The organism is Saccharopolyspora sp. ASAGF58 (assembly GCF_012277335.1).
Taxonomy (GTDB): domain Bacteria; phylum Actinomycetota; class Actinomycetes; order Mycobacteriales; family Pseudonocardiaceae; genus Saccharopolyspora; species Saccharopolyspora hattusasensis.
Genome location: NZ_CP040605.1, coordinates 4,269,664 through 4,295,000 on the forward strand (window position 1 = coordinate 4,269,664; position 25,337 = coordinate 4,295,000).

Sequence of the window (25,337 nt, forward strand, 5' to 3'; positions counted from 1 at the left end):
GACGGCGACGAAAGGGGCCCGGCGTGGCTGAGGTGCGGGAGATGACGGTCGGGGTGCTGGGCGGCACCGGGGCGCAGGGGCGCGGGCTGGCGATCCGGTGGGCGAAGGCGGGCCTGAAGGTCGTGATCGGCTCGCGCAATGCCGAGCGTGCCCAGCAGGCGGCGGCCGAGATCGTCGAGATCGCTGGTGGCGACGTTTCGGGCCAGGACAACGCCGGGTGCGCGGCGGCCTCGGACATCGTGCTGGCCGCGGTGCCCTGGGAGGGCCACGCGGACCTGCTCAAGTCCCTGCAGGCGGAGCTCGCCGACAAGATCGTGATCGACTGCGTCAACCCGCTCGGCTTCGACAAGACGGGCCCGTACGCGCTGCCAGTGCCGGAGGGCAGCGCGGCACAGCAGGCGGCGAGGCTGCTGCCGGAGTCGCGGGTGACGGCGGCGTTCCACCACGTCTCCGCGGTGACCCTGGCCGATCTCGCGGTCGGCCACGTGGACCTGGACGTCCTGGTGCTCGGCGACGACCGCGAGGCCACCGACGTGGTCCGCGAGTTGGCCGGCGTGATTCCGGGCGTGCGCGGCATCTACGGCGGACGCCTGCGCAACGCCCACCAGGTGGAGGCGTTCACGGCGAACCTGATCGCGATCAACCGCCGATACAAGGCCCACGCGGGCCTCCGCATCACCGACGTCTGAGCCGTTCTGCGAGTGCAATTTCGCGAGAAATTGACCGCGCCCGGGGTGACCACCACTCGGCTGCATTCGGCTGCGCACAGTCACCGCCGCCTGGGATTGGCACAATTTCGCGAGAAATTGCGCAGGCCCCGGGTGACGCCGGTCGTCGGTTCTCGCGAAATTGTCCGTCGCGCCCCGGGGCGGCACCCTGAGCGGCGGAGGTGGTCGTAGTGCTGCCGGACGAGGCGAGCAGTTGGAGCGATGACGAGCGGGAGCGGGCGGACGCCCTGCTCGACGGGCATGCCGTCGTGGTCAACGTGCGCAAGGGCGGCCCGCACAAGCACCTGGTGCCGTGGCTGGAGGAGCAGGGCCTGCTGACCTACGTCGGGCACGCCGGGCCGCGGCACCACTGGCCGGATTCGGAGTTCGCCAGCCCGTTCCTGAAGGAGGCCAAGGTCGATCGCGAGGGGATGGTCCGGCACTACGAGAAGTGGCTGGACGAGCAGCCGAACCTGCTCACGAAGCTGCGCGAGGGCGAGTTGAGCGGGCGCGCGCTGGGCTGCTGGTGCGCGCCCAAGCCCTGCCACGCCGACGTCCTCGCCCACCGAGCGGGCTGAACAGAGCGAGGTGAGGGACACCCTTGAGCGGCATAGTCGACGGGGCATAGAGCCTGTTGCATGCTGAGATGGCCGCTGGAGGACGAACGGCGGCGAACGAGACTGATTTGGTACTTCGGTTCAGCCGTTTTCGCCTAAAACGCAACAGGCTCCATAGTCGCGCAAGGGTGCCCCTCACCTCGGCGAGGAGCGAGCGGCGAGCGGGGCCTGACGCTGCCGGACGAGCTGCGGGCCCGCGTCGAGCAGGCCCGCAGCGCCGCCGACGAGCAGGGCGTCGCCTGATCACATCTCGGCGCGCCGCCCGCCGTCCACCGTCCAGGCGGCCCCGGTGACGTAGGAAGCCTTTGGGGACAGCAGGAATGCCGCGACCGCGGCCAGTTCCGCCGGGTCGCCGGACCGTCGCAGGGCCGCAGCTTGCTCGGCTTGCTCCAGCGCCTTCAGGTTCCCGGCGGCGAGTTGGCGGGAGCGCTCGGTGTCGAAGCGCCCCGGCAGCAGCGCGTTGACCCGCACGCCGCGCGGCCCGATCTCGTTGGCGAGGTCCTTCACGAAGCCCTGCGTCGCGGGCCGGGCGACGTTCGAGCTGGCCAGCCCGGTGAGCGGCTCCGCGCCGGAGGTGGAGGTCAGCACCACGATCGAGCCGCCCTCGCCGAGCTCCGCGGCGACCTCGCGGGCGATCCGGATCGGGGCGATCGTGGCGATCTCCAGGCCGCGGCGCAGCGTGTCGTCGTCGAGCGAGCTGGGCAGTCCGGCGGGCGGTCCGCCGTGGCTGACGAACAGCCCGTCCAGCCGCCCGAACTGCTCGCGCGCGTAGTCGATCAGGCGGCGCGGGGTGGCGGGGTCGGTGAGGTCGACGGCGAGCCCGCGGGCGTGGTCGCCGAGCGCTGCGACAGCGGCGGCGGTGTTGTCCTCGGAGGAAGACGACACGACGACGTCGGCGCCTTCGTCGACCAGCGCCCGCGCGGTGGCGAAGCCGAGCCCCTTGCTGGCGCCGGTGACGAGGAAGCAGCGTCCGGAAAGATCGAGATCCATGCCCGAAACCCTAATCCGCGCCCGACTCCACCCGAACCCCTCCACGACCCGGAACCAGGTTCCCGCGCGGTTTCCATTGAAACTGCGAGGGAATCCGCTGACCGTGCACGTCCATTTGCTGGGAAACCGTTCACGAAACGTGTCAAAACGTCCCGTGAGCAGATGACTTGCGCCACCTGCGTTGACCATCAGGAAGACTGGTGGCTTCACGCTTCCTCGACCACTGCCAGCACGAACGCTGGTCTGACACGGTCTCCACGTGCGTTTGGCCTTACGGCCGGTTCCCACGCAACTCGCGGTACCTGACGCCTCTCACTGCCGCCGAAGGAAAACCGCTGACCGGGCTTGGCTTTCGCTCGGTCAGCAAGCAACACACTACGCCACGCTCTGTCACACATTGACACAGCTCCGGAACTGTCAGTAACCCCCGTTTCAACTGAAACCGGGGTTCTCGCAGGGCCTAGGGTGGGGGTATGGCCAAAGCAGAGTTCGGGGCGGAGACCTCGACGCGGGGCGAGTGGGTGCGGCAGGCGAACCGGTTCACCAGCCGGATCACCGCGGACGGCTCGTCTGGGTGGAAGGTGCAGCCGGATCGGTACCGGCTGGTGGTGAGCCTGGCCTGCCCGTGGGCGCACCGGTCGGTGATCGTCCGCCGCCTGCTGGGGCTGGAGGACGTGCTGTCGCTGGGGGTCGTCGACCCGATCCGCGACGAGCGCGGCTGGCGCTTCACCCTCGACCCGCAGGGCGTGGACCCGGTGACCGGGATTGCCTTCCTGTCCGAGGCGTACCTGGCCGCCGATCCCGAGTTCACCGGCCGCTACACGGTTCCCGCCGTCCTGGACGTCGCCGAGCGCAAGGTCGTCACCAACGACTACCCGCAGCTCACCCTCGACCTGTCCACGGAATGGGTCGCGTACCACCGCGACGGCGCACCGCAGCTGTACCCGGAGCACCTGCGCGCGGAGATCGACGAGATCAACGCGGTGGTGTACGCCGATGTCAACAACGGCGTCTACCGCTGCGGTTTCGCTACCTCGCAGCATGCGTACGAGGAGGCCTACGAGCGGCTCTTCGCCCGCCTGGACTGGCTTTCCGAGCGGTTGGCGGACCGCCGCTATCTGGTTGGCGACGCGATCACCGAGGCCGACGTCCGGCTGTTCACCACGCTGGTCCGATTCGACGCCGCCTACCACGGCCACTTCAAGTGCAACCGCCAGAAGCTCACCGAGATGCAGGTCCTGTGGGCGTACGCGCGGGACCTGTTCCAGACGCCGGGGTTCGGCGAGACGGTCGACTTCGACCACATCAAGCGCCACTACTACGCGACGCACCACCAGATCAACCCAACCGGAATCGTCCCGGTGGGCCCGGATCTCGCGGGCTGGGGCACCCCGCACGGCCGAGAAGCCCTGGGCGGCAAGCCCTTCGGCACCGGGACACCACCTGGGATCTTCACCTAAACGGCGTGAGCCGCTTGCGGTGCGGGACTCAGCTTGCACCGCTGCGGGTTCTCAAGTCCTTAAGCGGCCGATCGGGTGGTGCTGGGCTGAAGGCGGGATTCCGGTTCTCGGCCGTTCTACGGTCGAGAACATGCTCGGCCAAGGTCGCTCGACGCCTGCGGAGCCCGCGCAGTGGCATGTGCGGGGCTCGACGCACGGTCGGATGTCTTGCTGGGCACGGGCTTCCTGCTGCACGGCGAGTACGTCCTGACCTGCGCGCACGTGATCGGCGATCGGTCCGAGGTGCGGTTGGACTTCCCGCTCGGAGCCGGGGATCAGGTCCGCGCCGGGCGAACCGGGTTCGACGGGGACGAGGCCGAGGCGGGACGCGACATCGCGTTGCTGCGGCTGGCCGAGCCTCGGCACAGCTCCTGGTCGGCGCCGCTGGTCGAACGCGCCGAGCTGCAGCGCCGCACGGGCGTCTGGTGCTACGGGCACTCCGCGCGGCACCCCAACGGGAGGTGGGTGGAGCTGGCGGTCGCCGGCCGGGCGGGCGGCGGGCTCGTGCAGCTGTTCACCGAGCCGACCGCCCGCAACGTCGAGGTGGGCTTCAGCGGAGCCGCGGTGCTCGACGGCCGCGACGAGGCGGTCCTCGGCATGGTGGTGCTGAAGTCCGACGACGGCCACCCGCAGGGTTTGGCGTGGATGATCCCGATGCGCACGATCCTCGCCTACGGCTGCGAAATTCTCGACGTCGTCGAGTTCCTGCACCAGAGCGGGCTCCGCTACACCGACATGAAGCCGGAGAATGTGATCCGCAGCGGCGACCGCATCGTGCTGGTGGACCTGGGCGGCGTGTGGGACGGCCGACGGCGCGCTCGCCGACCGGCGCTCACCCGGGGTTTCTACCCGGGACCGGGTTCCGGCGGGTTCCGGCCGTCGGTTGCCACGGACCTGTACGGGGTCGCCAGGACGCTGGTCGTGCTGCTACGAGGTCACCGACGAGGATCGCGAAGCGGTGCGCGACAGCATGGATCCGGTGCAGTACGTCCTGGACCGCGCCCTGGACCCGGCTTCCGCGCGGCGGTTCACCTCGGCGGCCGAGATGGCCGACCAGCTCAGGGGCGTGCTGCGGCAGATGATGGCGCTCAGTGGTTTCGCGCAGGGCCACGAGCCGTCCCGGCACTTCGAGCCGGTGACGAGCGACCTGGACGGCGGGCTCGGTGTCGTGCCGCCGCTGGAGCACTGGCTCGACGACCGCGCGGAGCTCACCGCGCTCGGCCGCCCCACGCCACAGAAGGTCGTGAAGGAACTCCCCGCGCCGGTGGTAGACCCCCACGACCCGCAGGCGGCCTACCTGCGCCGGGTCACGGCCAGCGACTTCCGCCGCCTGACCAGCGAATTGACGGGCTCGGTGGAGAGCCTGCTGATGGCGTGCCGGGCCGCGCTCGCCGAGCACGGCGGGCCCGATGTCGCAGGAGCGAAAGCCTGCTTGGCCGCAGCCCGGAAGCAGCGGTGCCGCGACGAGGAGGCGGGGGAGCAGAGCCCCGGACCCGCCTGGCGGCTGGACTGGCACGACGGCCTGGTGGCGCTCGCGTCGCAGGACTTCGACGCCGCGTGGCAGCACTTCCACGAGGTGCACACCATCCTGCCGGGCGAGTCGATCGCGACCGTCGCTCTTGGCCTGTGCGCGGAGTACCGCGGGGACGTCAAGCAGGCCCGGCGCTGCTACCGCGCGGTATGGCAGCGCGACAAGGCACCCGCGGGCGCGGCGTTCGGGCTGGCTCGCCTGCTCACCGTCGCGCTGTGGAACGCCTGGCGGCAACTGCACGATCCGCTCGGCGGCATCGTCGAAAGGCTCAGCGAGCTCCGGGAACTGCAGGCGGGCGAGCTGGCGAAGCAGGTGGGCGCGGGCGAGGTCACCGCCGAGGAGACCGCCACCTGGCTGGCGTGGCAGGCGGTGTTGTGCGCGTTTCTGCTGGCCGGGCACGGCTACCTCGTCTGGCGCTTCCGCCGCCTGCTCAGCGGAGTGCTGCTCGCCGCGATCGCCGTGGTAGCGCTGAACATCTCCACCACGGACGCCGTCGACGAGATGGATGCGGACATCGCGAGCTTCGGCACGATCCTGCAGAAAGTGCTGGCGGAACCCGACGGCGAGATGACCGCCCAGCAGACCCTCGCCGCGCTGGCGGACAAGCACTGCCGCACCGCGGCCAGGGAGTGCGGCCCGACGATGCCCGACCGGTTGTCCCAGGCGGCGACCGGTGTCGAGGGCCGGGCCACGGACCAGTCCGTGAACGTGCGGCTGGCGGCGACTGCATCCGGTGCGTGGCTGGAAACCGGGATCCCGTGGTCCAGCGCGTTGATCGCCGGGCTCGTCATCATCGGGTTCTGGCCGCGCCTCGACGAATACTCGTACGGGAAGCGATGATGCGCACCTACCGCTGGTTGTTCGCGACGATCCTGGCGCTGCTCGCCCCGGCCTGCGCCGCACCCGAGGCCCCGCCGCCGGTGCAGGAGCGCATCACGGTGCTGGCGTCGTGGACCGGTCGGGAAAGAGCCCAGTTCGACGCGATGACGAAGGAGTTCGAGCGGGCGCACGGCTTCCGGTTCCGAGTGGACTACCAGGGAACCCGGGCGCTCGAACAGGTCCTGCTCGCCGACGTGCAGAAGGGCGCGCCACCGGACATCGCCATCGTGCCGAGCCCGGCAGAGCTGCAGCGCTACGCCGACGCTCCGCTGGATCAGCCCCGGCTGGTGGAGCTGCCGGAGGCCTACGACAACGAGGGCCCACAGCCGTACTCGAGGTTCTGGGAGTGGGTGCAGCGGCTTGGAAAACCCGAGCAGCGGTTCGCGGTCGTCGCCAAGGCGGACCTGAAGAGCATCGTCTGGTACCAGCGCGACGGCGCACCGATCCGCCCGCCCGAGTCCTGGGACGACATGCTCGCGCTGGCACGTGCTTCCGGCGGCTGGTGCCTCGGCATGGGCGCGCCGCCGTTGTCGGGCTGGCCGGGCACCGACTGGATCGAGGACATCCTGCTCGAGAAGTACGGCCCGGCCGACTACGCGGAGTTCGCCCAGGGCCGCATGCACTGGACCGACGAGAGGGTGAAGAGCGCCTGGCGGGCGTGGGGCGAGGTGCTGGCCGGGTCCCGAGCGGGTGCCCCGGCCGCGCTACTGACGGACTTCGGCGACGCGGGGCGGGGCATGTTCGAGCGGCCGCAGCGGTGCTCCCTCGACCACGGGGCGTCGTTCCTGAAGACCGAGTACCAGGCGCAGACCCGGCCGGACGGATCGAGCCTGGTCGCGGGCGAGGACTTCGACTACTTCCGGGTTCCGCCGGAGGGGCGGCCGTCCATTGTCTCGGCGGATCGCCGTGATGTTCAAGGGCACGGCCGGGGCGAGGGCGTTCATGCAGTTCCTGGCGTCGGCTGAAGGCCAGAGCATCCTGGCGGGGGACCGCGGGAGCAGCGTGTACTCGATCGACAAGAACTTCCGGGACAGCGGCCTCTACGCGGGGCGTCCCGGTGGCGTCGTGGACCAGCGCATAGCCCGGGAGATCAGCGAGGCCGACCGGCTGTGCTTCGACGCCTCGGACCTGATGCCGGCGACGATGCGCAGTGCCTTCTACCGGGCCGTGCTGGAGTACGTGCGGGAGCCCGCGCGGCTCGACGAGATCCTGGAGCGGCTGGAGGCCGTCCGCGCCCAGCTCGCGGGCCCGCCGCCGACCGAAGCGTGGGCGAGCTTCGCCTGCGTTGCTCCCTGACCGGGTGCGCGACCGGAAGCCGCGCACCCCGCCGTCACCTCACTGGAAGGAGTGCTCCGCGGCCGGGAAGGTGTTGCCGCGGACCTCGTCCGCGAAGCGGCTGGCCGCATCGGCCAGGACGCCGCCGACGTTGGCGTAGCGTTTCACGAACTTCGCCGTGCGACCGGTGTTCATGCCCGCCATGTCGGTCCAGACCAGCACCTGGGCGTCGCAGTCCGGCCCCGCCCCGATGCCGACAGTCGGGATCCGCAGCTCCCCGGTCACCCGCTTCGCCGCCTCCGCCGACACCATTTCCAGCACCACCGAGAACGCGCCCGCCTCCTGGACCGCGAGCGCGTCCGCCAGCAGTTCGTCGGCCTTGTCGCCGCGGCCCTGCACCCGGTAGCCGCCGAGGCCGTGCTCGCTCTGCGGCGTGAAGCCGATGTGGGCCATCACCGGGATGCCCGCCGACACCAGCGCCTCGATCTGCGGGGCGTAGCGGCGGCCACCCTCAAGCTTGACGGCGTGCGCGCGGCCTTCCTTCATGAACCGCGTCGCGGTGGCCAGCGCCTGCTCCGGCGACGCCTGGTAGGAGCCGAACGGCAGGTCGGCCACGACCAGCGCCCGTTCGACGGACCGGGTCACGGCGCGGACCAGCGGCAGCAGTTCGTCCACGGTCACCGGCAGCGACGACTCGTAGCCGTAGACGTTGTTGGCGGCCGAGTCGCCGACCAGCAGCACCGGGATTCCGGCCTGGTCGAAGATCCGCGCGGTGTACATGTCGTACGAGGTGAGCATAGGCCAGGGCTCGCCGCGCTCTTTCAGCTGCTGGAGGTGGTGGATGCGGACTCGCCGCTTGGCCGGCGTGGAGCCGTACGGCGCGGCCGTCTCGCCCTGATTTTGCGTAGCAGTCATCGTTGACCGTCCTATTCCTCGAAGCCCGCATCGCGGGTCCCCGGGTCGTCACGGATGGTTGCGCAGGAAAGCGTCGCACGCGCTCAACTTCGCCGACACACTCCGAGGGCCAACGTCACAGTTCCGGGTCAGCCGATCCAGGGCTCGGCGATGCGCGCGTAGGTGCCGTCGTGCAGCGCGAGGTTCAGCCACTGGTTCACGTACTGCTGGAACACCACGTCGCCCTTGGGCAGCAGGTACGCCTTCTCGCTGAAGGTGAATGGCTGCTCCGGGTGCACCGAGCACAACTCGGGGTGCTGCCTGGCCTGCCACTTGGTTTCGGCGGCGTCGGTCATCATCAGGTCGGCCTTGGCGTCGAGGATCTGCTGGAAGATCGTGTTGTTGTCCGGGTGGTCGACGACGGTGGCCTGCTTGAGGTTCTGCTTGGCGAATTGCTCGTTGGTGCCGCCGGGGTTGACGATGGCGCGGACGCCGGGCTGGTCGATCTGCTGCAACGTCTGGAACCGCGCCGCGTTCTCGCAGCGGGTGATCGGGGTCTTGCCGTCGACCACGTAGGCGGTGCTGAAGAACGCCTGCTTCGCGCGCTCCAGGGTGATCGACACGCCTCCGACGGCGATGTCGCAGTTCGCGTTGAAGTCGGTGACCAGCGTCTTCCAGGTGGTGGGCACGATCGTCGCCTTGACGCCGAGCTTGCCGGCGAGGTCGTGCGCCATGTCGATGTCGATCCCGCTCCAGGCGCCCGCCGCGTCCCGGTAGGTGAACGGCCGGTAGTCCCCGGTGCTGCAAACCCGCAGCTCACCGCGCTGAACGACGTCGTCCACCCGGCTTGCCGCGGCCTTCGGGGGCTCGCCCGGTGCCGCGGCGCACGCCGCGCTCAGCGCGACGACGCCCGCCGCGACCAACCCGAAGCCGAACTTCTTCCACCGCATGACCCCTGCCTTTCGATCTTCGCGGAACATGCATATCCGGTCGGCCCCGGGAAGGCCAGAGCGATGAGTTTCCGGGCCGCCAGCGGTCGAGTACTTCGGAACCCGGCGCCTGAATCTCGACCTCCGGCAATAACGGGAAGAACAACGATGCAACCAAACGGCCTCCCGGGCGTCTAATGACTGGGAGCGCGTGGGAGCGCGGGAGGGGGCAACTGGGGGTGCCCCCTCCCACCAGCCGATGGTCTCTCCGGGGAGGAGTGGATACTGCCCTGGTGGCTGCCTTCTAGTGCCTGACGTCGAGGTCCTTGACGAGGTGAGGGGGCGCGCAGCTCACCTGTAGAGCCCGCGCAGGAACCGCACCCAAGCGGAGTTGTCGAAGCGGAGGATCGGCCCACCGGGATCCTTCGAGTCCCGGATCTCGATGCCTCCACCGGATAACCGCGCCTCGACGCAATTTGCGCTGTTTGCCGTGCTGTAGCTGCTCTTGAACCAACGGTCTCGACAGTTGTCTAACGTCATGTCTTCAGCTCTCTTGCGTACTCGGCGATAAGGTCCGCGGACTGACGCGGCCCGAGGGCTACGGCTCGCAGCCTGTCAAAGGCACGTGAGGCCAACGCGATGTCCGTCTCATCATCGCTATAAACGCCGCCTCCGATCAACGTGCCCTGGTAGACGATGTCGCGAACATCGTCACCGAAGCGCAAGATCTCGATGGAGCCGCCGAGCAGCGGGTGGTCCACAATCGACAGCGGTGCTACCTGGCCCACGACGTGGTCGTGGGCCTCGATCACATCCAGCAGATGTGTGAGCTGTGCGTGGTGCACTCGCCGATTGCCGAGTGGCCTGCCCAACGCTGCTTCGCCGATCACGAACCACATCTCGGGTGGCGCGTTTCGTTGGATGAGTTCTTGTCGTCGCAAGCGGAACTGAACGCGGGCTTCGATGTCGTCGGGAGGCGACTCGAACATCGCGGCTCGCCCGTTACGCATGAGAGCGCGGATGTGCCCCTCCGTCTGCAACATGCCTGGAATCAGGTCGGTTTCCGAGAAGTGGAGCTCTGCGGCGTCCTGTTCGAGGTCGAGCAGTCGGTGGAACGCGCCGGGAAGGCTGTCGGTGTACGTGCGGCGTGGTAGCCGTTGCCGGGCGAGTTGGGCGATTTCGGCTATCCGGTCCCGGGAATCCTTCGGTGCGTCGTAGAAATGGAGGAGTGCGTTGAGCTCCATGACTTTCAGCGAGCGTTGGCCGCGCTCAAGTCTGCTGATCAGGCTCGTGTCGCACTCGATGACCTGGGCGGCTTCCTTCTGGCTTTTGCTTGCTGCTTCTCGAAGTCTGCGCAGCTCGGCACCGAGCTGACGCCGTTCGATGGTGGCGCGAGACTGAGGCACTGGCGAGTCCTTCCCCGGATTGATGATGCCTTTCACCCGGTTGACACCTAGGTGCTTCACCTATGACAACTTACGATAAGTGTGTAGATCAACACGTTCCGCAGTGGACGACGGGAAGTTTATCCAGTGGGTAGGGGAGTGGTGACAGTGCGTTTCGGATATGTGCTTGAGGCCGTGCAACCGGGGGCGGAAGCCGACATCGAGGTCGCCAGGAAGGTCGTCGATCCGGAGCAGCAGGACCCCGAGGAACTTCGCCAGGCGTTGCGGCCGTGGGCGGAAGCCGAGCTCGCGCGCCTGAAGCGCGAGTTCGGGCTCTACACGGCGGAATACGGCACCTGGAACGACGGCCAATCCGCCTACTACCTGCGCATGCTCTACATCGTCTGGGGAGGCGAAGACGTCATCTCGGTGCACGTCGACGACAGCCCGGTGAACTACGCGGGCGTCCGCGTCCTCGCCAACCAGGCCGAAGCGTTCCGGGCACTGCAGGCCAGCAGGCGTCAGGAGACGTGTTCCCCGGAGAGTTCCGGGCTGGTGACGAGCCGCGCCAGCGCGGCCGCGGACCGATCGGCCGCGAAGGTCAGCTCGTGACCGTCCAGCGATCGACGAAGGCCGCTCGTCAAGCGAGGCGCTTTTCCTGTTACTTCGGGAATTTCGCCTCGATCTGGCGGGCGATCTTCTCTGCTTCCCCGCACTTGTCGGGCACCGAATCCGGCATCACCTCGGTGACGTCGACCAATACAACACCGCCGCCCGCATCGATGACAATCGAGCAGCCAGCGTCGACCGCACCTCCGCCGCCTTCAACGGCGCGGGCTGCGCTGCGACCGTTGAGCTGGAACTTCTCGTACTTGTCCCAGTTGCCGCTCTTCTCATACTTGGCGACGGTCTCTTCCTGGTTCTTGTACACAGCCAGGAGGATCTTTTCGCCCTCGTACGAACAACCTGGCTCGAAGCTGAAGTTGTCCTGCTTTTCCCCCGGTCCCGTAACACCCGCGGCACTCAGGTCGTCGGAGCTGAGGAACGAGCACGGGTCGAAGTTCTGCAGTCCCCCACCTGCCGCCGCCGTGGTCGACGACTCCTGCGTGGTGGTGGTTTGACCATCGCCGCCGGCCTTACCGCCGGAGCACGCGGCGAGGCCGAGCAAGGCCAAGCCGGCGGTCACGGAGATCAGGGATCGAGAGAGTGCGGTCACTGGATACCTCGCTGCAAGTCCTCGGCGATCTGGTCGTCGGTGGCACGATAGTCCCTGGCCGCCGCACGGAAAGCCTCCGCCTGTTCTTTGAGAACCTTCTGCATCTCCTGGATCAGCGGCAATGCTCCGGCCGTGGGGTGCTCGGCCTTGTCAACGAAGCGCTGCGTCAACTGCTGACCATCGGGGTAGTTTCCCAAGCCCTGCACGTGGCCGATCTGGCGGGCGTCCTGCATGATCTTCGCCGGGCCACGTAGCCGTGCATGTACCGATTCCGTCATCAATCACTATCCGCACAAGCACGGCTTGCTCTGTCCGAGTGATACACCAAAAATGAATAGAAACCCTGAACCAGCCCTTGATCGTGTTCGTTACGGTCACCGTTGATTGACGCAGAGTGATCACGGGGGAGGGGAAAGATGATCACTCTCTACGCCCAAACCCATTTCGCGCGAAATCGCCATCCTCCCGACGCTCACGAGCGCGCCATCGCCCGGTAAACGGGGCGCAGGAGCTCGACTGCGGACTTGCCCTGTATCTTTACCGGCAGCGGGTCGAGCTCGTCGAGCAGCGCGTCCGGTGCGGTCGGCTCTGGGGCGGGGATGGCCGACGCCGCCGGGGGTTCCGGAGCGGTCCAGAAGGTTTCCAGGCATTCCGGCAGCGGCGCGGCGCACGAGTGCGTCGTGGTGCCTGACGTCGAGGTCCTTGACGAGGTGAGGGAGCGCAGCTCACCTGTAGAGCCCGCGCAGGAATCGCGCCCAAGCAGCGCGAACTTTGGCGTGGTGCACGGCATGCTATTTAATGGAAGACATTTGAGGTAAGGGTGGAGGATAATTGAGTCGGTACACTGCAAAGCCCCCGGGTGAACGCCGGGGGCTTGTAGCGCCGATCCCTAGCTCCGTAGCGAAGAGTCCTTGATCGAGATTCGGGGGTAGACTTTTACATCAACCGCGCCAGACAACTCCTCGGACTCGAACTCCGCAACAAGGTGCGTTTCTTGGTTTTCCGCCCGGATGCTCAGGGCGGTTGCACACTCGCGTACGAAGTACCAGAGAACATCATCTGCTTGACGCCAGACGAACTGAACGGACCGCTGGATAGCGTCGTAGCTCAGTTCAAGCGTGCCGTTTTCAGACTCGATCTGAGTGCGCTGAATCCAAGGTTCGTCCAGGACTTCAGGAGCTTCCCCGAACTGGTCAAGGAAATCCTGTTCCTTGGGGATGCTCATCGTGTCGGTCATTTCTGCCCCCTCTTCGGGATCATCGTAGTCAACCGTAGCCCTTGGTCCGTCACGTGCCAAGTTGTTTCGAGCTGAAGGAACCCACCAGGGCCAGCGAGCAGAGAGTCACGAACCTGGTAAGTGCCCCACTCGTTTGAGAACGTCCGCTTGATGTTGTCGTTCGTGCGTACCGCATCCTCAAGGTGACGCTTGAGCGTGTCATGCCCTTCGGGCGTGTCGAATATGCGGATCTTGCTCAGTTCATCAATGTTCTGGTTCGATCTGTTTTCGTTGTGATCGTTGGACTTTACTTTGCCGAAGAAGTATTTGAACTTGTTTGGGTCGATCTCTGCTCTGTTGTCTGGCTTGTCCCTGCTGGCCACTAGTCCTTGTGCGCTGCCCGGACTCTCTCCGCCACCTACAATCTCGGTCCGGTAGGCGACGATCCGGTTCTTTACCTCGGCACAGAGTTGGGAGGCTCGTTCTATCTCCGTGGTGGAGTGCTGCCAGCTCTCGAAAACCTCTGCTACTTCAGGGTCGTTGCTTTCTGCGGCGATGGCGTAAAGTGCTTGGGTCGCTTCCTCCATCAAGGCCTGCACTGCTTGGAGTGCTTGTATCGGTAGAAGTTCAGAGGCTCGGTCTAATCCGTTGGCTACTTCTTCAACGCTCATACGCGCCTTTACAGTCGGCTGGCATACCCTTCTGCCCCGGGAACCGGTAACCGCGTACGCGAAATCGCCATCCTCCCGACGCTCACGGGCGCGCCATCGCCCGGTAAGCGGGGCGCAGAAGTTCGACGGCGGACTTGCCCTGGATCTTTACCGGCAGGGGGTCGAGCTCGTCGAGCAGCGCGTCCGGTGCGGTCGGCTCTGGGGCGGGGATGGCCGACGCCGCCGGGGGTTCCGGAGCGGTCCAGAAGGTTTCCAGGCATTCCGGCAGCGGCGCGTCGTCGTCGGCTGCCTCCGCCGCCGGGGCCGATACGTTGCCGCGCAACGCCCGCAACCGGTCCAGCAGCTCCTCGCGCTCCCGGCCGCGCCAGGCGAGGATCTGGAACGGGTCCTCGTCGAAGGACTCGGCCAGCAGATAGCAGGCCGCCGCTAGGTGCTTGCACGGGATTTCCCAGTCCGGGCAGGAACAATCCATCGTCAGTTCCCGCATCGTCGTCGGGAAGAGCTGCAACCCGAGCTCGTCGAAGACCCGCTCGATGTCCGTCGGCATCTCCCCGGCCAGCAGCTTCGCCGCGTACAGCGCCTGCCCGGCCAGCGCTCGCTCGATCCGCTCCCAGTCGGCCGCGGGGAACGCCTTGATCGCGATCCGCGCCCGGTACGGCTCCGGCCGCGAACCCTGCACCAGCGCGATCGCCATGCTGGTCGACAGCGTCAGGCTGAGCACCTGCCCGGCTCGCGCATAGCGCTTGCCGCGCTGCAGCCGGCCGCCCATGCCGAACGACTCCAGCACCTCGATGAACCGCCGCGACCACCAGGTCTGCGCGATCTCGCCGCGCTTGCTGCGCGCCTTGATGCCGCCCTCGACCCGGATCGGCTTCGCGGCCGGCGGGAATCTGCGCCACTCATTCACCGATGGCCTCCGCTTCCAGGGAGACCAGGTCCCGCAGCTCGCGGGTGGACAGCTCGGTCAGCCAGTTCTCGCCGGAGCCGACCACCAGCTGCGCCAACGCCTTCTTGTCCTCGATCATCCGGTCGATCTTCTCCTCCAGGGTGCCGATGCAGGTCAGCTTGCGGACCTGCACGTCCCGGCGTTGGCCGATGCGGAACGCGCGGTCCGTGGCCTGGTCCTCGACCGCCGGGTTCCACCACCGGTCCAGGTGGATGACGTGGTTGGCGGCGGTGAGCGTCAGCCCGGTGCCGCCGGCCTTCAGCGACAGCAGGAAGATCGACGGCCCGTCCTCGGACTGGAACCGCCGGACCATCTCGTCGCGGGCCTTCTTCGTCGTGCCGCCGTGCAGGAACAGCACCTCGGTGTCGAACCGCGCCGACAGGTGCGGCACCAGCATCCCGCCGAACCCGGCGAACTGCGTGAAGCACAGCGCCTTGTCGCCCTCGGCCAGTACCGATTCGAGGATTTCCTCCAACCGCAGCAACTTCCCGGACCGGCCGGGCAGCGGGGAGCCGTCGCCGAGGAGCTGCGCCGGATGGTTGCACACCTGCTTCAGCTTCGACATCGTCGCCAGCACCAGCCCGCGGCGCTCCATGCCTTCGCTGTTGTCGATGCGCGCCAGCATGTCGTCGACCACCGCCTGGTACAGCGAAGCCTGCTCGGCGGTGAGGTTGCACAGCTGCTTCATCTCGATCTTGTCCGGCAGATCGTTGATGATCGCCGGATCGGTCTTCACCCGGCGCAGCACGAAAGGACCGGTGATGCGCCGCAACCGGGCCGCCGCGTCGGTGTCACCATCGCGTTCCACCGGCACCGCGAACCGCGCGCGGAACGTGCTCAGCGAGCCCAGCACACCGGGATTCGCGAAGTCCATGATGGACCAGAGCTCGGCGAGCCGGTTCTCCACCGGCGTGCCGGTCAGCGCGATCCGCTGCCGGGCTGGCAGACCGCGCACCGCCTTCGCCTGGCGGGAGGCGCTGTTCTTGATGTTCTGCGCCTCGTCGAGCACCACCCGGTCCCAGCGGATCTCCCGCAGCACGGCCGAATCCCGCGCGGCCAGCGGATAGGTCGTGATGACCAGGTCGTGCCCGCCGACCTCTTCCATGAGGTCCTCGCCGGTGAGCCGACCGCCGCCGTGGTGGACGTGCACCTTCAGCGCCGGCGCGAACCGGGCCGCCTCCCGCTGCCAGTTGCCGACGACCGACATCGGGCAGATCAGCAGCGTCGGGGCGCGCGAACCGCGCGATCGGGCCAGCGCCTCCAGCGCCAGCAGCTGCACGGTCTTGCCCAGACCCATGTCGTCGGCGAGGCATGCGCCCAGCCCCAGCCGGTCCAGGAACGCCAGCCAGGCCAGGCCGCGGCGCTGGTACGGGCGCAGCGTCGCGGTGAATCCCTCCGGCGGATCCACCGGCTCCAGGTACTGTTCGGCCTGCCCGGACAGCAGATCCCCGAGCCACCCGTGCCCGCTGACCTCGACCACCGGCAGCGGCCGGTCGCCGTCCTCGGGGTGCACCCCGGCCTGCAGCAGCACTTCGCCGGCGGTCATCTGCCCGGTCCCGGAGCGCTCCAGATAGGCCAGTCCGGCGTCCAGCCGCTTGCGGTCGACCTGGACCCACTTGCCGCGCAGCCGAACCAGCGGAACCTTCGCGGTGGCAAGCTCCGCCAGCTCGGACTCGGTCAGCCGCTCGTTGCCGAGCGCGAGATCCCAGCGGTAGTCGACCACGGCGTCCATGCCGAGCCCGGACTTCTTGGCCACCGTGCCCGCGGTGCCCGAACTGGTGGCGGTCAGCTTCAACCCGAGCTGTTGGGTGCGACCCCACCAGGAGGGCAGCAGCACCCCGAACCCGGCCTGGTCAAGCAGCGCCGCATGGGTGAGGAATTTGTACGCGCCGTCGGCGTCCAGGAACAACTCCGAGGGATGCGGTACGAGCAGCGCCGCATCGAGCGCCGGGAAGACCCGGCCCGCCTTCCCGAGGTCGGCGAGCAGCAACTCCTGCGGTTGCGCGACCCAGCGCTGCAGTACCCGGCTCTCGTCCCGCCACACCTCGTTCGCGGACACCAGAACGCTCGGATCGTCCACGGCCTGCAGCATGAACTCCAGCCGCCAGTCCGCGTCGTCGCCCTCCGGTTCGTGCAGCCGGAAGCAGGTGCGAACGGGGCTCGCACCTGCGCCGCTGGCGCGCCAGGCGTCCAACTGCCCGGCCAGCTTCCGCACCTTCTCGGGATCGCTGTCGAACCGCGGCTCGTGGGCCAGCGCGTTCAGCCACGCCGCGGCCGCGGTCCGGCCGCCGGGCATCTCGACGTCTGCGACCCGGGCGCGGGCGATTCCGTCGACCAGCGCGTCCAGCGCCGCGCGCAGGACCTCGGCGGGCGGGTCGCCGCGCTCGCAGCGGAAGGCCGGCGGCATGGATTCGCGCAGCGCCACGAACCGAGCGGAATCAGTGCCGGACAACGACGGCCGCCAGCGCGCCGCCGGCTGGTCTGCCTCGAAGACCAGCGAGGGCAGCACCCGCCCCTGCGACACCACCTGCTCGGCGAATCCGGCGACGCTGCGCAGGAAATGCGCGGATACGCCCAACCGGCATCCGGGCGCGCCTTCATCGAGCAGGGCGAGCACGGCCGCGGGGCTGCACGACACGGCAGGCACCAGCCATTCGCGCAGCCGAAGCTTGCCGCGTGGCGCAGGCCCCGCGGTCAGCGGATCCCGCACCAGTTCGGGCGATGCGACGGGAGCGGAGGCGTAGGAGGGCAGCTGGAGGCGGACGGAGTCGGCTTTGAGCTGCTCACCGGGCAGGGCGTCCCGAAGAGACTCACCCGGCACCGCGAAGGGGTGCGCCACCGGACCGCGCGGAGCACGCCCGGGCACTCGAGCCGGGAGCTCGGAATCTTCCGCCCACAGCACCAGACGTCCGTCTACAGTGCACAATCCGTGTACGGCCCACACGGCCGAACCTCCTTCCGCCGCCAAGGGCCCGTGAGTGCTTTTCGGTGCTATGGCACCCAGAACCGCTCACGGGACCTCACGGCGCGATCTCGCGCCACCGGTTGGTCAGCGGCAGCCGCCGGTCCCGGCCGAACGCCTTGAACGTTATCTTGGTGCCCGGCGGGTACTGTCGGCGCTTGTACTCGGCGCGGTCCACCAACTGCAGCACCCGCTCGACCAGCTCGGCGTCGAACCCGTCCGCGATCAGGTCCGCGTAACCGCGGTCGCCCTCCACGTAGCCGTCCAGCACCACGTCCAGGACGTCGTACTCCGGCAGCGAATCCTGGTCCACCTGGTCCGGCCGCAGCTCCGCCGACGGCGCCTTGGTGATCGAGTTCTCCGGGATCGGCGGCACCTCGCCGTGCTTCTCCGCGTCGGCGTTGCGCCACTTCGCCAGCTTCCACACCAGCGTCTTCGGCACGTCCTTGATCGGCGCGAACGCGCCCACCGCGTCGCCGTAGATCGTCGAGTACCCCACCGCCAGCTCGGTCTTGTTCCCGGTGGCCAGCACCAGGTGCCCGCGCTGGTTCGACAACGCCATCAGCAGCACGCCCCGGGCACGCGCCTGCACGTTCTCCTCGGCCAGCCCGGTCAGCTCCAGTTGCCGCACGTACACGTCGACCATGTCCGCGATCGGGTGAACCTCGAAGTGGCAACCGATCCGCCGCGCCAGCTCGGCGGCGTCCGACCGCGAATGCTCCGACGAGTAGTTCGACGGCATCGACACGCCGTGCACCGCGTCCGCGCCGAGCGCGTCGGCGGCCAGCGCGGCACACACCGCGGAGTCGATGCCGCCGGAGAAACCGAAGGTCACCGACCGGAACCCGTTCTTGTGCACGTAGTCGCGCAGCCCGGTGACCAGCGCCGACCACACCTCGGCCACGTCGTCCAGCGGCTCCGCCGGCGGCAGCGCGGACACCGGCTCGTAGCGCGGCAGCGGCTCCGGCTGCAGCACGATCCGCTGCACGTCGAAGGCGGGCAGCCGCATCGGGCCCGGCTCGGCGGGCACCGTGGTCGAAGTGTGCCCACCAGCGGGCAGGTCCATGTCCAGCACCACCAGGTGCTCGGTGAACTGCGGCGCCCGCGCGAGGATCTCGCCGTCCGGCGTGGCGACCATGGAGTCGCCGTCGAAGACCAGTTCGTCCTGCGCGCCGACCAGGTTCACGTAAGCCATCGGCGCACCGGCCTCGGCGGCCCGCCGGATGACCAGCGGGGTGCGCACGTCGTCCTTGGCGCGCTCGTACGGCGAACCGTTGACGCACACCACGAGGTCGACGCCGACCTCGCCCAACGCCGCCACCGGGCCGCCGTTCTGCCAGATGTCCTCGCAGATGACCACCCCGACATCCAAGCCGTGCAACCGCACGATCGGCAGGTCGAAGCCGGGGGCGAAGTAGCGCGCCTCGTCGAACACGCCGTAGTTCGGCAGGTGGTGCTTGTGGTAGGTCGCGACGACATCGCCGCCGTAGAGCAGCGACGCGGAATTGCGCGGGCCCTCGTCGTCACGGCCTAGGTGCCCGACCACGACCAGCGCGCCGCCGCAGCCGTTGTCCTGCAAGCGCCGCGCCAGCGCTTCCAGCTCGGCGAGGTTCGCGGCGGCGAACGACTTGCGCAGCGCGAGGTCCTCGACCGGATAGCCGGAGAGCACCATTTCCGGGAAGGCCACGAGGTGAGCGCCGTCCTGCACGGCCCGGCGGGTCCAGTCCAGGATCATCGAACTGTTGCCGGCTATGTCGCCGACGCATGCGTTGACCTGTGCGAGTGCGATGCGCAGCTGGGGCATGCACCCATCTTCGCTCACACCACAGACGCACGTCGTCCTGCCCGGCGTGAGCCGCGCCTCTCCGCTCATGTCACGATTCGTGAGTGACCCGTCTACTGACCGTGCTGTCCTTGGTGGCCCTGCTCGGCGCGGCCGCGTGCAGCGCGCCGACGCGAGAGGCGGCGCCGCTGCAGCCGCACATCGAGCACAAGGGCCCGGCCGGGCCGGTTCCAGCAGGTCTGGAGCGGTACTACGGGCAAGCGCTGTCCTGGGGGCCGTGCGGACCGTACGCGACGACCGACAGCGACCGCGACGCCTACCAGAAGCGCGGCCTGGAGTGCGCGCGGCTGGAAGCCCCGATCGACTACGCCGCCCCCCAGGGGCAGACGATCACCCTCGGGATCCTCCGCAAACCGGTGACCGACCCGGGAAAGCGGATCGGTTCGCTGGTGGTGAACCCGGGCGGCCCGGGTGCATCCGGCATGGGCACGGCCGCGAGCCTCGCCTCGTCGGTCTCGGACAGTGAGCTGGGCCAGCGGTTCGACCTGGTCGGCTTCGACCCGCGCGGAGTCGGCGCCTCCGAACCGGCCGTGCACTGCCTGACCGGCCCGGAACGCGACGCCGAGCGGCTGGACTCCGACGCGGACACCTCGCCCGCCGGGGTCGCCAAGACCGAGGAGGAAGAGCACGACTACGTGGCGAAGTGCGTGGCGCGCACCGGCACCAAGATGCTGGCCAACGTCGGCACCCGCGACGTCGCCAAGGACATGGACGTGCTGCGTTCGGCGCTCGGCGACGAGAAGCTGAACTACCTCGGCTACTCCTACGGCACCCTGGTCGGCGCGGAGTACGCGGAGACCTTCCCCACCAACGTGCGGACCATGGTGCTCGATGGTGCGATCGACCCCGGGCAGTCCACGGTCGACCAGTTGGTCGCCCAGGGCGCCGGTTTCCAGCGCGCCTTCAACGACTTCGCGGCCTGGTGCGCCAAGCGCCAGCGGTGCGCACTGGGCACCGACCCGTCGCGCGCGGTCGTCGCGTTCCAACAGCTCACTCGCCCGCTGGTGGACCACCCGGTCCCGGCGGGCGGCGGCCGCGAACTGTCGTACAAGGACGCCTCCATCGCAGCGATCCAGGCGCTGTACGCGCCCAGCCTCTGGGAGAACCTGGACAGCGGGCTGGCCGAGCTCCGGCAGGGCAGTGGCCGCACGCTGCTGGCCCTCGCCGACAACTACTACAGCCGCGACGGCGGCGGCCAGTACAGCAACACCAGCGACGCGTTCGACGCCGTGCACTGCGTCGACGACCAGCGAGTCGTGGACCCGAACATCGTCCGCGAGGCGGACCGCCGCTACCGCGAGGCGGCGCCGTTCCTGGACAGCGGGCACCCGCCGAGCGCCGCGCGGGACAAGTGCGCGTTCTGGCCGGTCCCGGTCACCGGCGAGACCACCGAGCCGGAGGTGGGCGCGCTGCCGCCGACCCTGGTCATCTCCACCACCGGCGACCCCGCCACGCCCTACCAGGCCGGGGTGCGGCTCGCGCGGGCCCTGCACGGCCGCCTGCTGACCTTCGAGGGCACCCAGCACACGGTCTTCCTGCAGGGCGTCTCCTGCGTGGACGAGGCGACCACGAAGTACCTGGTGGACCTGACGCTCCCGCCCGAAGGCAAGCGCTGCGCCGCGAGCTGAAACACCACGTAGTGCCGGGTTCATGGACCAGTTACGCAATTGGTCGGTGGAACTCTTAGGCTGCGTGCATGAACCGCCAGCAGGAGTTCGTGCTCCGCACCTTGGAGGAACGTGACATCCGCTTCGTGCGGCTGTGGTTCACCGACGTCCTCGGCATGCTCAAGTCGGTGGCGATCTCGCCCGCCGAACTCGAAGGCGCCTTCGCCGAAGGCATCGGGTTCGACGGCTCGGCCATCGAGGGCTTCGCCCGGGTCTACGAATCGGACATGGTCGCCAAGCCGGACCCCGGCACCTTCCAGGTGCTGCCCTGGGAGACCCCCGACGGCGAGCACTATTCGGCGCGGATGCTCTGCGACATCCACATGCCCGACGGCTCGCCCTGCTGGGCCGACCCGCGGCACGTGCTGCGCCGCACCCTGGCCCGCGCTACCGAGTCTGGCTTCACCTGCTACGTGCACCCCGAGATCGAGTTCTTCCTGCTGAAGAACCTGCCGGACGACGGCAGCGAACCGGTGCCCGCCGACTCCGGGGGCTACTTCGACCAGGCCAGCCACGACGCGGCGCCGCACTTCCGGCGCAACGCGATCGAGACCCTGGAGGCGATGGGGATCTCGGTGGAGTTCAGCCACCACGAGGGCGCGCCCGGCCAGCAGGAGATCGACCTGCGCTACGCCGACGCGCTGACCATGGCCGACAACGTGATGACGTTCCGGTATGTGGTCAAGGAGGTCGCGATCACGCAGGGCGTGCGCGCCTCGTTCATGCCGAAGCCGTTCAGTGCGCAGCCCGGCTCGGGCATGCACACCCACTTCAGCCTGTTCGAGGGCGACCAGAACGCCTTCTACCACCCGGAGAACCCGTTCGAGCTGTCCGACATCGGCCGGGCGTTCGTGGCCGGGATCCTGCACCACGCCCGCGAGATCAGCGCCGTGACGAACCAGTGGGTGAACTCCTACAAGCGGCTGGTCGTCGGCGGCGAGGCCCCGACCGCGGTCTGCTGGGGCCACGCCAACCGGTCCGCGCTGGTGCGGGTGCCGATGTACTCGCCGGGCAAGGCCTCGTCCCGCCGAGTCGAGGTCCGAAACCTCGACTCGGCCTGCAACCCGTACCTGGCGTACGCGGTGATCCTCGCGGCCGGGCTGCGCGGTGTGCAGAAGGGCTACGAGCTGCCGCCGGCCACCGAGGACGACGTGTGGGGCCTGACGGAGCGGGAGCGGAAGGCGGCCGGCTACGCCAACCTGCCGCAGAACCTCAACGAGGCGCTGTCCGAGATGGAGTCCTCCGAGCTGGTCGCGGAAACCCTCGGCGAACACGTGTTCGACTTCTTCCTGCGCAACAAGCGCGAGGAGTGGAACGCCTACCGGAGCCACGTCACCCCGTACGAGCTCCGCACCCTCATGCCGATGCTCTGAGCCCCGGGCGTTCGGCCTGGGCAGGACCCGTGAGCACGTTGGGGCGCCGCAGCACCTCACCGTGCTCACGGCCGTTGACGTGCGAAAACACCCGCCCAGTCCGCTTCGATCGGGGTCGGCGCCGAAGGCAGCACGTCCCAGTCCGTGCACTCATGGGGTTGGGCGTGTTGCTGTGGCGCGTGGAGCGATAGGTTTCGCCCGTGACTGATTCGCAGGCGCAGCCCGAACCCGTGGCAGCAGGGAGTTCCGACGGCGAGATCGCCGCAGAATCCCCCCTGCAGTCCGGCGTGCTGGAGCAATCGGCCGAGCTGTTCGGCGAGCCGGAGTGGCCGGCGGAAACCTCGGAAGACCTCGGTGCCCGCACCCTGCTCGGCTGCACGCTCGCGTGCCGCGACCAGCTCCCGGCGGCCCGGGTCTTACGCGAAACGTTCCGCCGCCACCACCCGAACGCGCAGTTCGCGCTGCTGGTGGTCGACCTGCCCGGCGCGGCCAGTTCGGAGCCGGACGGCCTGACCTTCGCCGACATCGGGCTCGACGAGCAGGAGTACGCCCGGCTGGCGATGGGCTGCACCGCGGAGCAGTTGCGCAACGTGCTGCGCCCGAGGTTCCTGCAGCACCTGCTGAAGTCCGGCCCGACGGTGCTGTACTTCGAACCGGCTGTGCAGATCTTCGGCCGCTTCGACGACCTCGTCTCGAGCCTGACCCACGAGCGCCCGGTCGCCCTGGTGCCGCGGGTGCTGCGCCCGCTGGCCGTGGACGGCCTGCGCCCGAGCCCCTCCGACCTCGCCGAATCGGGCACCTTCGACGCCAGCGCGTTCGCCGTCCGCCCGGGCGCCGAGCAGCTCCTCGCCACGTGGGTGGAGCAGCTGCGCGCCGACCCCGGCGCGGCGACGCCGGTGCTGGACGGGGCACCCGCGCTGGTCGATCATCAGGTGATCCGCGACCCCGGTGTGGGCCTGTCGGTGTGGAACGCGGCCCAACGCGAGCTGGTGGTGGCGGGCGACGGTCGGCACACGGTGGACGGCGCCGCGCTGCGCAGCGTCCATTTCGGCGGCTTCCAGCCGCAGCGGCCGTGGCTGCTGTCAACGGACTACGCCGACCGGCCGCGGATACTGCTCTCCGAGAACCCGGCGCTCGCCGGGCTGTGCGCGGGCTACCGGAACGCGCTGGTCGGAGCCGGATACACCCGCGAACAGCCGCACCCGTTCGACGTCCTGCCCGACGGCGTCGTGCTGCCCGCGACGCTGCGACGCGAGTACCTCGACGCCTGGCTCGCGGACGGAGAACCACCGCCGAGCCCTTTCGAACCGGACGGCCCGCTGGCGGAGTTCCGGGAGTGGTCGTGCGCCCCGGCCGACGACAGGCAACGCGCGGCCGGCGGCTCCCGCTGGACCGCGGCCGTGTGGGCGGACGACCCGATTCTGCGGCGCGACTACCCGGACCCGTTCGGCAGCAATGCCGAGGCCTTCCACGAGTGGTGCGTCGGCGTCGGTGTGGCCAGCGGCCGAGTCCCGGCCGAGGCGGTGCACCGCAGGATCGACAACCGGGCGGCTCTTGTCGATCAGCTCGGTGTCGCGGTGCTCGGCGACGGGCAACTCGCAGAGCTGATGCGCACCGCAGTGGGAGTGTCCGGGCTGCCCTCGGCCGACACCGCGTACTACCCGGTCGTCCTGCGCTGCGAACCCGGCCTGCCGGTGCCCGCAGGAAGGTACGTGATCGACATCCACACCGGCGCTTCCGACGCCGTCGACGTGGCGGAGACCTGGGTGTTTTCGGAGAGCGGCCGCGCTGCAGCCCGCCGGAACGGCACGAAGACACGGGTCGTCGCACTGCCCGCGCCGGAGCGCAGCCGGGTTGATTTGCCGACCAGGAAGGGCGCACGGGCCAGGTTCGGCCTGTCCGACGAGTTCGTGTTCGGGACGTTCGTGGACCACGCGGCCGAGCGCGGGGACAACGCGCTCGGCGTGGTCAGCGCGTTCCTGGCGGCATTCCCGGAACGCGATGAGGTGCGCCTGCTCGTCGGCGTCGTCGGTGCGGTCGAGCACCCGGAGGCAGCCGAGCGCCTGCGCTTGGCGACCGCGACGGATCACCGCATCCTGCTGGTCGAAGAGGACCTCGACATCAATCCGCTGCTGTCCGCATCGGACAGCTTCGTGTCGCTGCACCGTGGCGAAGCCGGCGACGGCCCCGTCCTGCGGCTGCTCGAAGTGGCGGCGCACGGAGTGCCGGTGATCGCGGCGGAGCACGGCGCGGTTGTCGAGTTCTTCGGCGACGAAGCGGCACGCCTCGTGCCCTGCACGGGGCCTGGAGAACCGGAGATCGACTCGGCCGCAGAACTCCTGCGGGCCGCTGCCGACGACCCGGAAGGCACGGCGGCTTTCGGCGCAGCAGCGAGGGAGAACCTGCTTGCGCTGCACACCGTCGCGCGGGCGGGCGCGCGCCTGCGCGAGCGCGTCGAGCAGGCCTACCGGAACTGGCGCACGAAGTGGTCGCGGGACAGCCACGGCCAGTTCGACGACCCGCTGCGCCCGCTGCTGGTGGCGCGCCACGCGTTGCACCGGGCACCGGAGGTGGGGGCGAGCAGCCGGAACTCGATGGCCCCGGCGTTGCGCAGGGCCGTCCTCAAAGCGCTGAGCCACTACGACGAGCACATCCGCGACGTGATGCGCTCGCTGGTCGACGGCGTCGAGCAGACCGCCTCCGAACTGCTCCGCCGCCAGTACGAGGCGGACGGCGA

At 69.0% G+C, this 25,337-nt stretch carries 23 protein-coding genes and 1 pseudogene (1 of these 24 running past the window's edge); 11 read left to right on the forward strand and 13 right to left on the reverse strand.

All coding sequences use genetic code 11. The features are described 5' to 3' along the window. Positions 1-23 precede the first annotated feature (23 nt). Both npdG and FDZ84_RS20470 read left to right on the forward strand, forming a co-directional pair. Positions 24-689 carry an NADPH-dependent F420 reductase gene (npdG, locus tag FDZ84_RS20465; RefSeq protein WP_210435018.1) on the forward strand — a complete coding sequence of 222 codons (666 nt, stop codon included), beginning with the start codon at positions 24-26 and terminating at the stop codon, positions 687-689. Positions 690-898: 209 nt separating this feature from the next. After that, positions 899-1,285, forward strand: coding sequence for a DUF4326 domain-containing protein (locus FDZ84_RS20470; protein WP_210435019.1), 387 nt, complete (start codon positions 899-901; stop codon positions 1,283-1,285). Positions 1,286-1,567: 282 nt separating this feature from the next. On the opposite strand, the gene FDZ84_RS20475 is transcribed toward FDZ84_RS20470, so the two are convergent. Then, on the reverse strand, positions 1,568-2,314 hold the full coding sequence (locus tag FDZ84_RS20475; RefSeq protein WP_168587222.1) for an SDR family NAD(P)-dependent oxidoreductase: 747 nt from the start codon (positions 2,312-2,314) through the stop codon (positions 1,568-1,570). A 473-nt stretch (positions 2,315-2,787) separates the two neighbouring features. Here FDZ84_RS20475 and FDZ84_RS20480 point away from each other — a divergent pair, with 473 nt between their 5' ends. From FDZ84_RS20480 to FDZ84_RS20500, 5 genes and pseudogenes are all read left to right on the forward strand, one after another. After that, positions 2,788-3,774: a glutathione S-transferase family protein gene (locus tag FDZ84_RS20480; protein ID WP_168587223.1), complete on the forward strand. Its 987-nt coding sequence runs from the start codon at positions 2,788-2,790 to the stop codon at positions 3,772-3,774. A 171-nt stretch (positions 3,775-3,945) separates the two neighbouring features. Further along, positions 3,946-4,353 (forward strand): annotated as a pseudogene (locus tag FDZ84_RS40795) (serine protease); the annotation flags it as partial. Positions 4,354-4,771: 418 nt separating this feature from the next. Beyond that, positions 4,772-6,184 (forward strand): tetratricopeptide repeat protein, encoded by a 1,413-nt coding sequence (locus FDZ84_RS20490; protein ID WP_168587224.1) that lies wholly within the window; start codon positions 4,772-4,774, stop codon positions 6,182-6,184. Then, positions 6,181-7,188 carry an extracellular solute-binding protein gene (locus FDZ84_RS20495; RefSeq protein WP_168584112.1) on the forward strand — a complete coding sequence of 336 codons (1,008 nt, stop codon included), beginning with the start codon at positions 6,181-6,183 and terminating at the stop codon, positions 7,186-7,188. The genes FDZ84_RS20490 and FDZ84_RS20495 overlap by 4 nt, the downstream gene beginning before the upstream one ends. Beyond that, on the forward strand, positions 7,133-7,519 hold the full coding sequence (locus FDZ84_RS20500; protein ID WP_168587225.1) for a hypothetical protein: 387 nt from the start codon (positions 7,133-7,135) through the stop codon (positions 7,517-7,519). The genes FDZ84_RS20495 and FDZ84_RS20500 overlap by 56 nt, the downstream gene beginning before the upstream one ends. Positions 7,520-7,558: 39 nt before the next feature. Here FDZ84_RS20500 and panB read toward each other — a convergent pair whose 3' ends face one another. From panB to FDZ84_RS20520, 4 genes are all read right to left on the reverse strand, one after another. Then, complete coding sequence (gene panB / locus FDZ84_RS20505) at positions 7,559-8,413, reverse strand: 3-methyl-2-oxobutanoate hydroxymethyltransferase (protein ID WP_168587226.1); 855 nt, start codon at positions 8,411-8,413, stop codon at positions 7,559-7,561. A 128-nt stretch (positions 8,414-8,541) separates the two neighbouring features. Then, positions 8,542-9,342 carry a transporter substrate-binding domain-containing protein gene (locus FDZ84_RS20510; protein ID WP_305852016.1) on the reverse strand — a complete coding sequence of 267 codons (801 nt, stop codon included), beginning with the start codon at positions 9,340-9,342 and terminating at the stop codon, positions 8,542-8,544. Between the two features lie 330 nt (positions 9,343-9,672). Then, the gene (locus tag FDZ84_RS20515) at positions 9,673-9,861 is read right to left on the reverse strand and encodes a DUF397 domain-containing protein (protein ID WP_168587228.1); all 189 of its coding nucleotides are present in this window, start codon (positions 9,859-9,861) and stop codon (positions 9,673-9,675) included. Next, the gene (locus tag FDZ84_RS20520; protein WP_168587229.1) at positions 9,858-10,727 is read right to left on the reverse strand and encodes a helix-turn-helix transcriptional regulator; all 870 of its coding nucleotides are present in this window, start codon (positions 10,725-10,727) and stop codon (positions 9,858-9,860) included. The genes FDZ84_RS20515 and FDZ84_RS20520 overlap by 4 nt, the downstream gene beginning before the upstream one ends. Before the next feature lie 141 nt (positions 10,728-10,868). Here FDZ84_RS20520 and FDZ84_RS20525 point away from each other — a divergent pair, with 141 nt between their 5' ends. Further along, positions 10,869-11,318, forward strand: a complete 450-nt coding sequence (locus FDZ84_RS20525; RefSeq protein WP_168587230.1) for a hypothetical protein — start codon at positions 10,869-10,871, stop codon at positions 11,316-11,318. Between the two features lie 49 nt (positions 11,319-11,367). Here the strand turns inward: FDZ84_RS20525 and FDZ84_RS20530 are convergent, their stop codons facing one another. The 8 genes from FDZ84_RS20530 to FDZ84_RS20565 all read right to left on the reverse strand — a co-directional run bounded on the left by FDZ84_RS20530 (position 11,368) and on the right by FDZ84_RS20565 (position 19,521). After that, the gene (locus tag FDZ84_RS20530; RefSeq protein ID WP_246868303.1) at positions 11,368-11,880 is read right to left on the reverse strand and encodes a DUF3558 family protein; all 513 of its coding nucleotides are present in this window, start codon (positions 11,878-11,880) and stop codon (positions 11,368-11,370) included. A 38-nt stretch (positions 11,881-11,918) separates the two neighbouring features. Beyond that, positions 11,919-12,200 carry a hypothetical protein gene (locus FDZ84_RS20535; protein ID WP_168584113.1) on the reverse strand — a complete coding sequence of 94 codons (282 nt, stop codon included), beginning with the start codon at positions 12,198-12,200 and terminating at the stop codon, positions 11,919-11,921. Positions 12,201-12,394: 194 nt separating this feature from the next. Beyond that, the gene (locus tag FDZ84_RS37860; protein WP_210435020.1) at positions 12,395-12,712 is read right to left on the reverse strand and encodes a hypothetical protein; all 318 of its coding nucleotides are present in this window, start codon (positions 12,710-12,712) and stop codon (positions 12,395-12,397) included. 99 nt (positions 12,713-12,811) lie between these two features. Then, positions 12,812-13,159, reverse strand: a complete 348-nt coding sequence (locus tag FDZ84_RS20545) for a hypothetical protein (RefSeq protein WP_168587231.1) — start codon at positions 13,157-13,159, stop codon at positions 12,812-12,814. Beyond that, complete coding sequence (locus tag FDZ84_RS20550) at positions 13,156-13,809, reverse strand: hypothetical protein (RefSeq protein WP_168587232.1); 654 nt, start codon at positions 13,807-13,809, stop codon at positions 13,156-13,158. Before FDZ84_RS20550 ends, FDZ84_RS20545 begins: the two co-directional genes overlap by 4 nt. An 82-nt stretch (positions 13,810-13,891) precedes the next feature. Continuing rightward, positions 13,892-14,716 carry an SWIM zinc finger family protein gene (locus tag FDZ84_RS20555; protein ID WP_168587233.1) on the reverse strand — a complete coding sequence of 275 codons (825 nt, stop codon included), beginning with the start codon at positions 14,714-14,716 and terminating at the stop codon, positions 13,892-13,894. After that, the gene (locus FDZ84_RS20560; RefSeq protein ID WP_168587234.1) at positions 14,709-17,699 is read right to left on the reverse strand and encodes a DEAD/DEAH box helicase; all 2,991 of its coding nucleotides are present in this window, start codon (positions 17,697-17,699) and stop codon (positions 14,709-14,711) included. The genes FDZ84_RS20555 and FDZ84_RS20560 overlap by 8 nt, the downstream gene beginning before the upstream one ends. A 76-nt stretch (positions 17,700-17,775) precedes the next feature. Continuing rightward, a complete protein-coding gene (locus FDZ84_RS20565) occupies positions 17,776-19,521 on the reverse strand; it encodes an NAD+ synthase (RefSeq protein ID WP_168587235.1) in 1,746 nt (581 codons plus the stop codon). Positions 19,522-19,604: 83 nt separating this feature from the next. Between FDZ84_RS20565 and FDZ84_RS20570 the strand changes: the two genes are divergently transcribed. The 3 genes from FDZ84_RS20570 to FDZ84_RS20580 form a co-directional block, all read left to right on the forward strand. After that, complete coding sequence (locus tag FDZ84_RS20570; RefSeq protein WP_168587236.1) at positions 19,605-21,188, forward strand: alpha/beta hydrolase; 1,584 nt, start codon at positions 19,605-19,607, stop codon at positions 21,186-21,188. 68 nt (positions 21,189-21,256) lie between these two features. Beyond that, entirely contained in the window at positions 21,257-22,600 is a 1,344-nt protein-coding gene (glnA, locus tag FDZ84_RS20575) for a type I glutamate--ammonia ligase (protein WP_168587237.1), read from the forward strand. Positions 22,601-22,800: 200 nt separating this feature from the next. Continuing rightward, positions 22,801-25,337, forward strand: the 5' portion of a protein-coding gene (locus FDZ84_RS20580) for an FkbM family methyltransferase (RefSeq protein WP_168587238.1). The gene runs 1,156 nt beyond the window's last position; the window shows 2,537 of its 3,693 coding nt (coding positions 1-2,537); its start codon is at positions 22,801-22,803; its stop codon lies beyond the right edge, outside the window.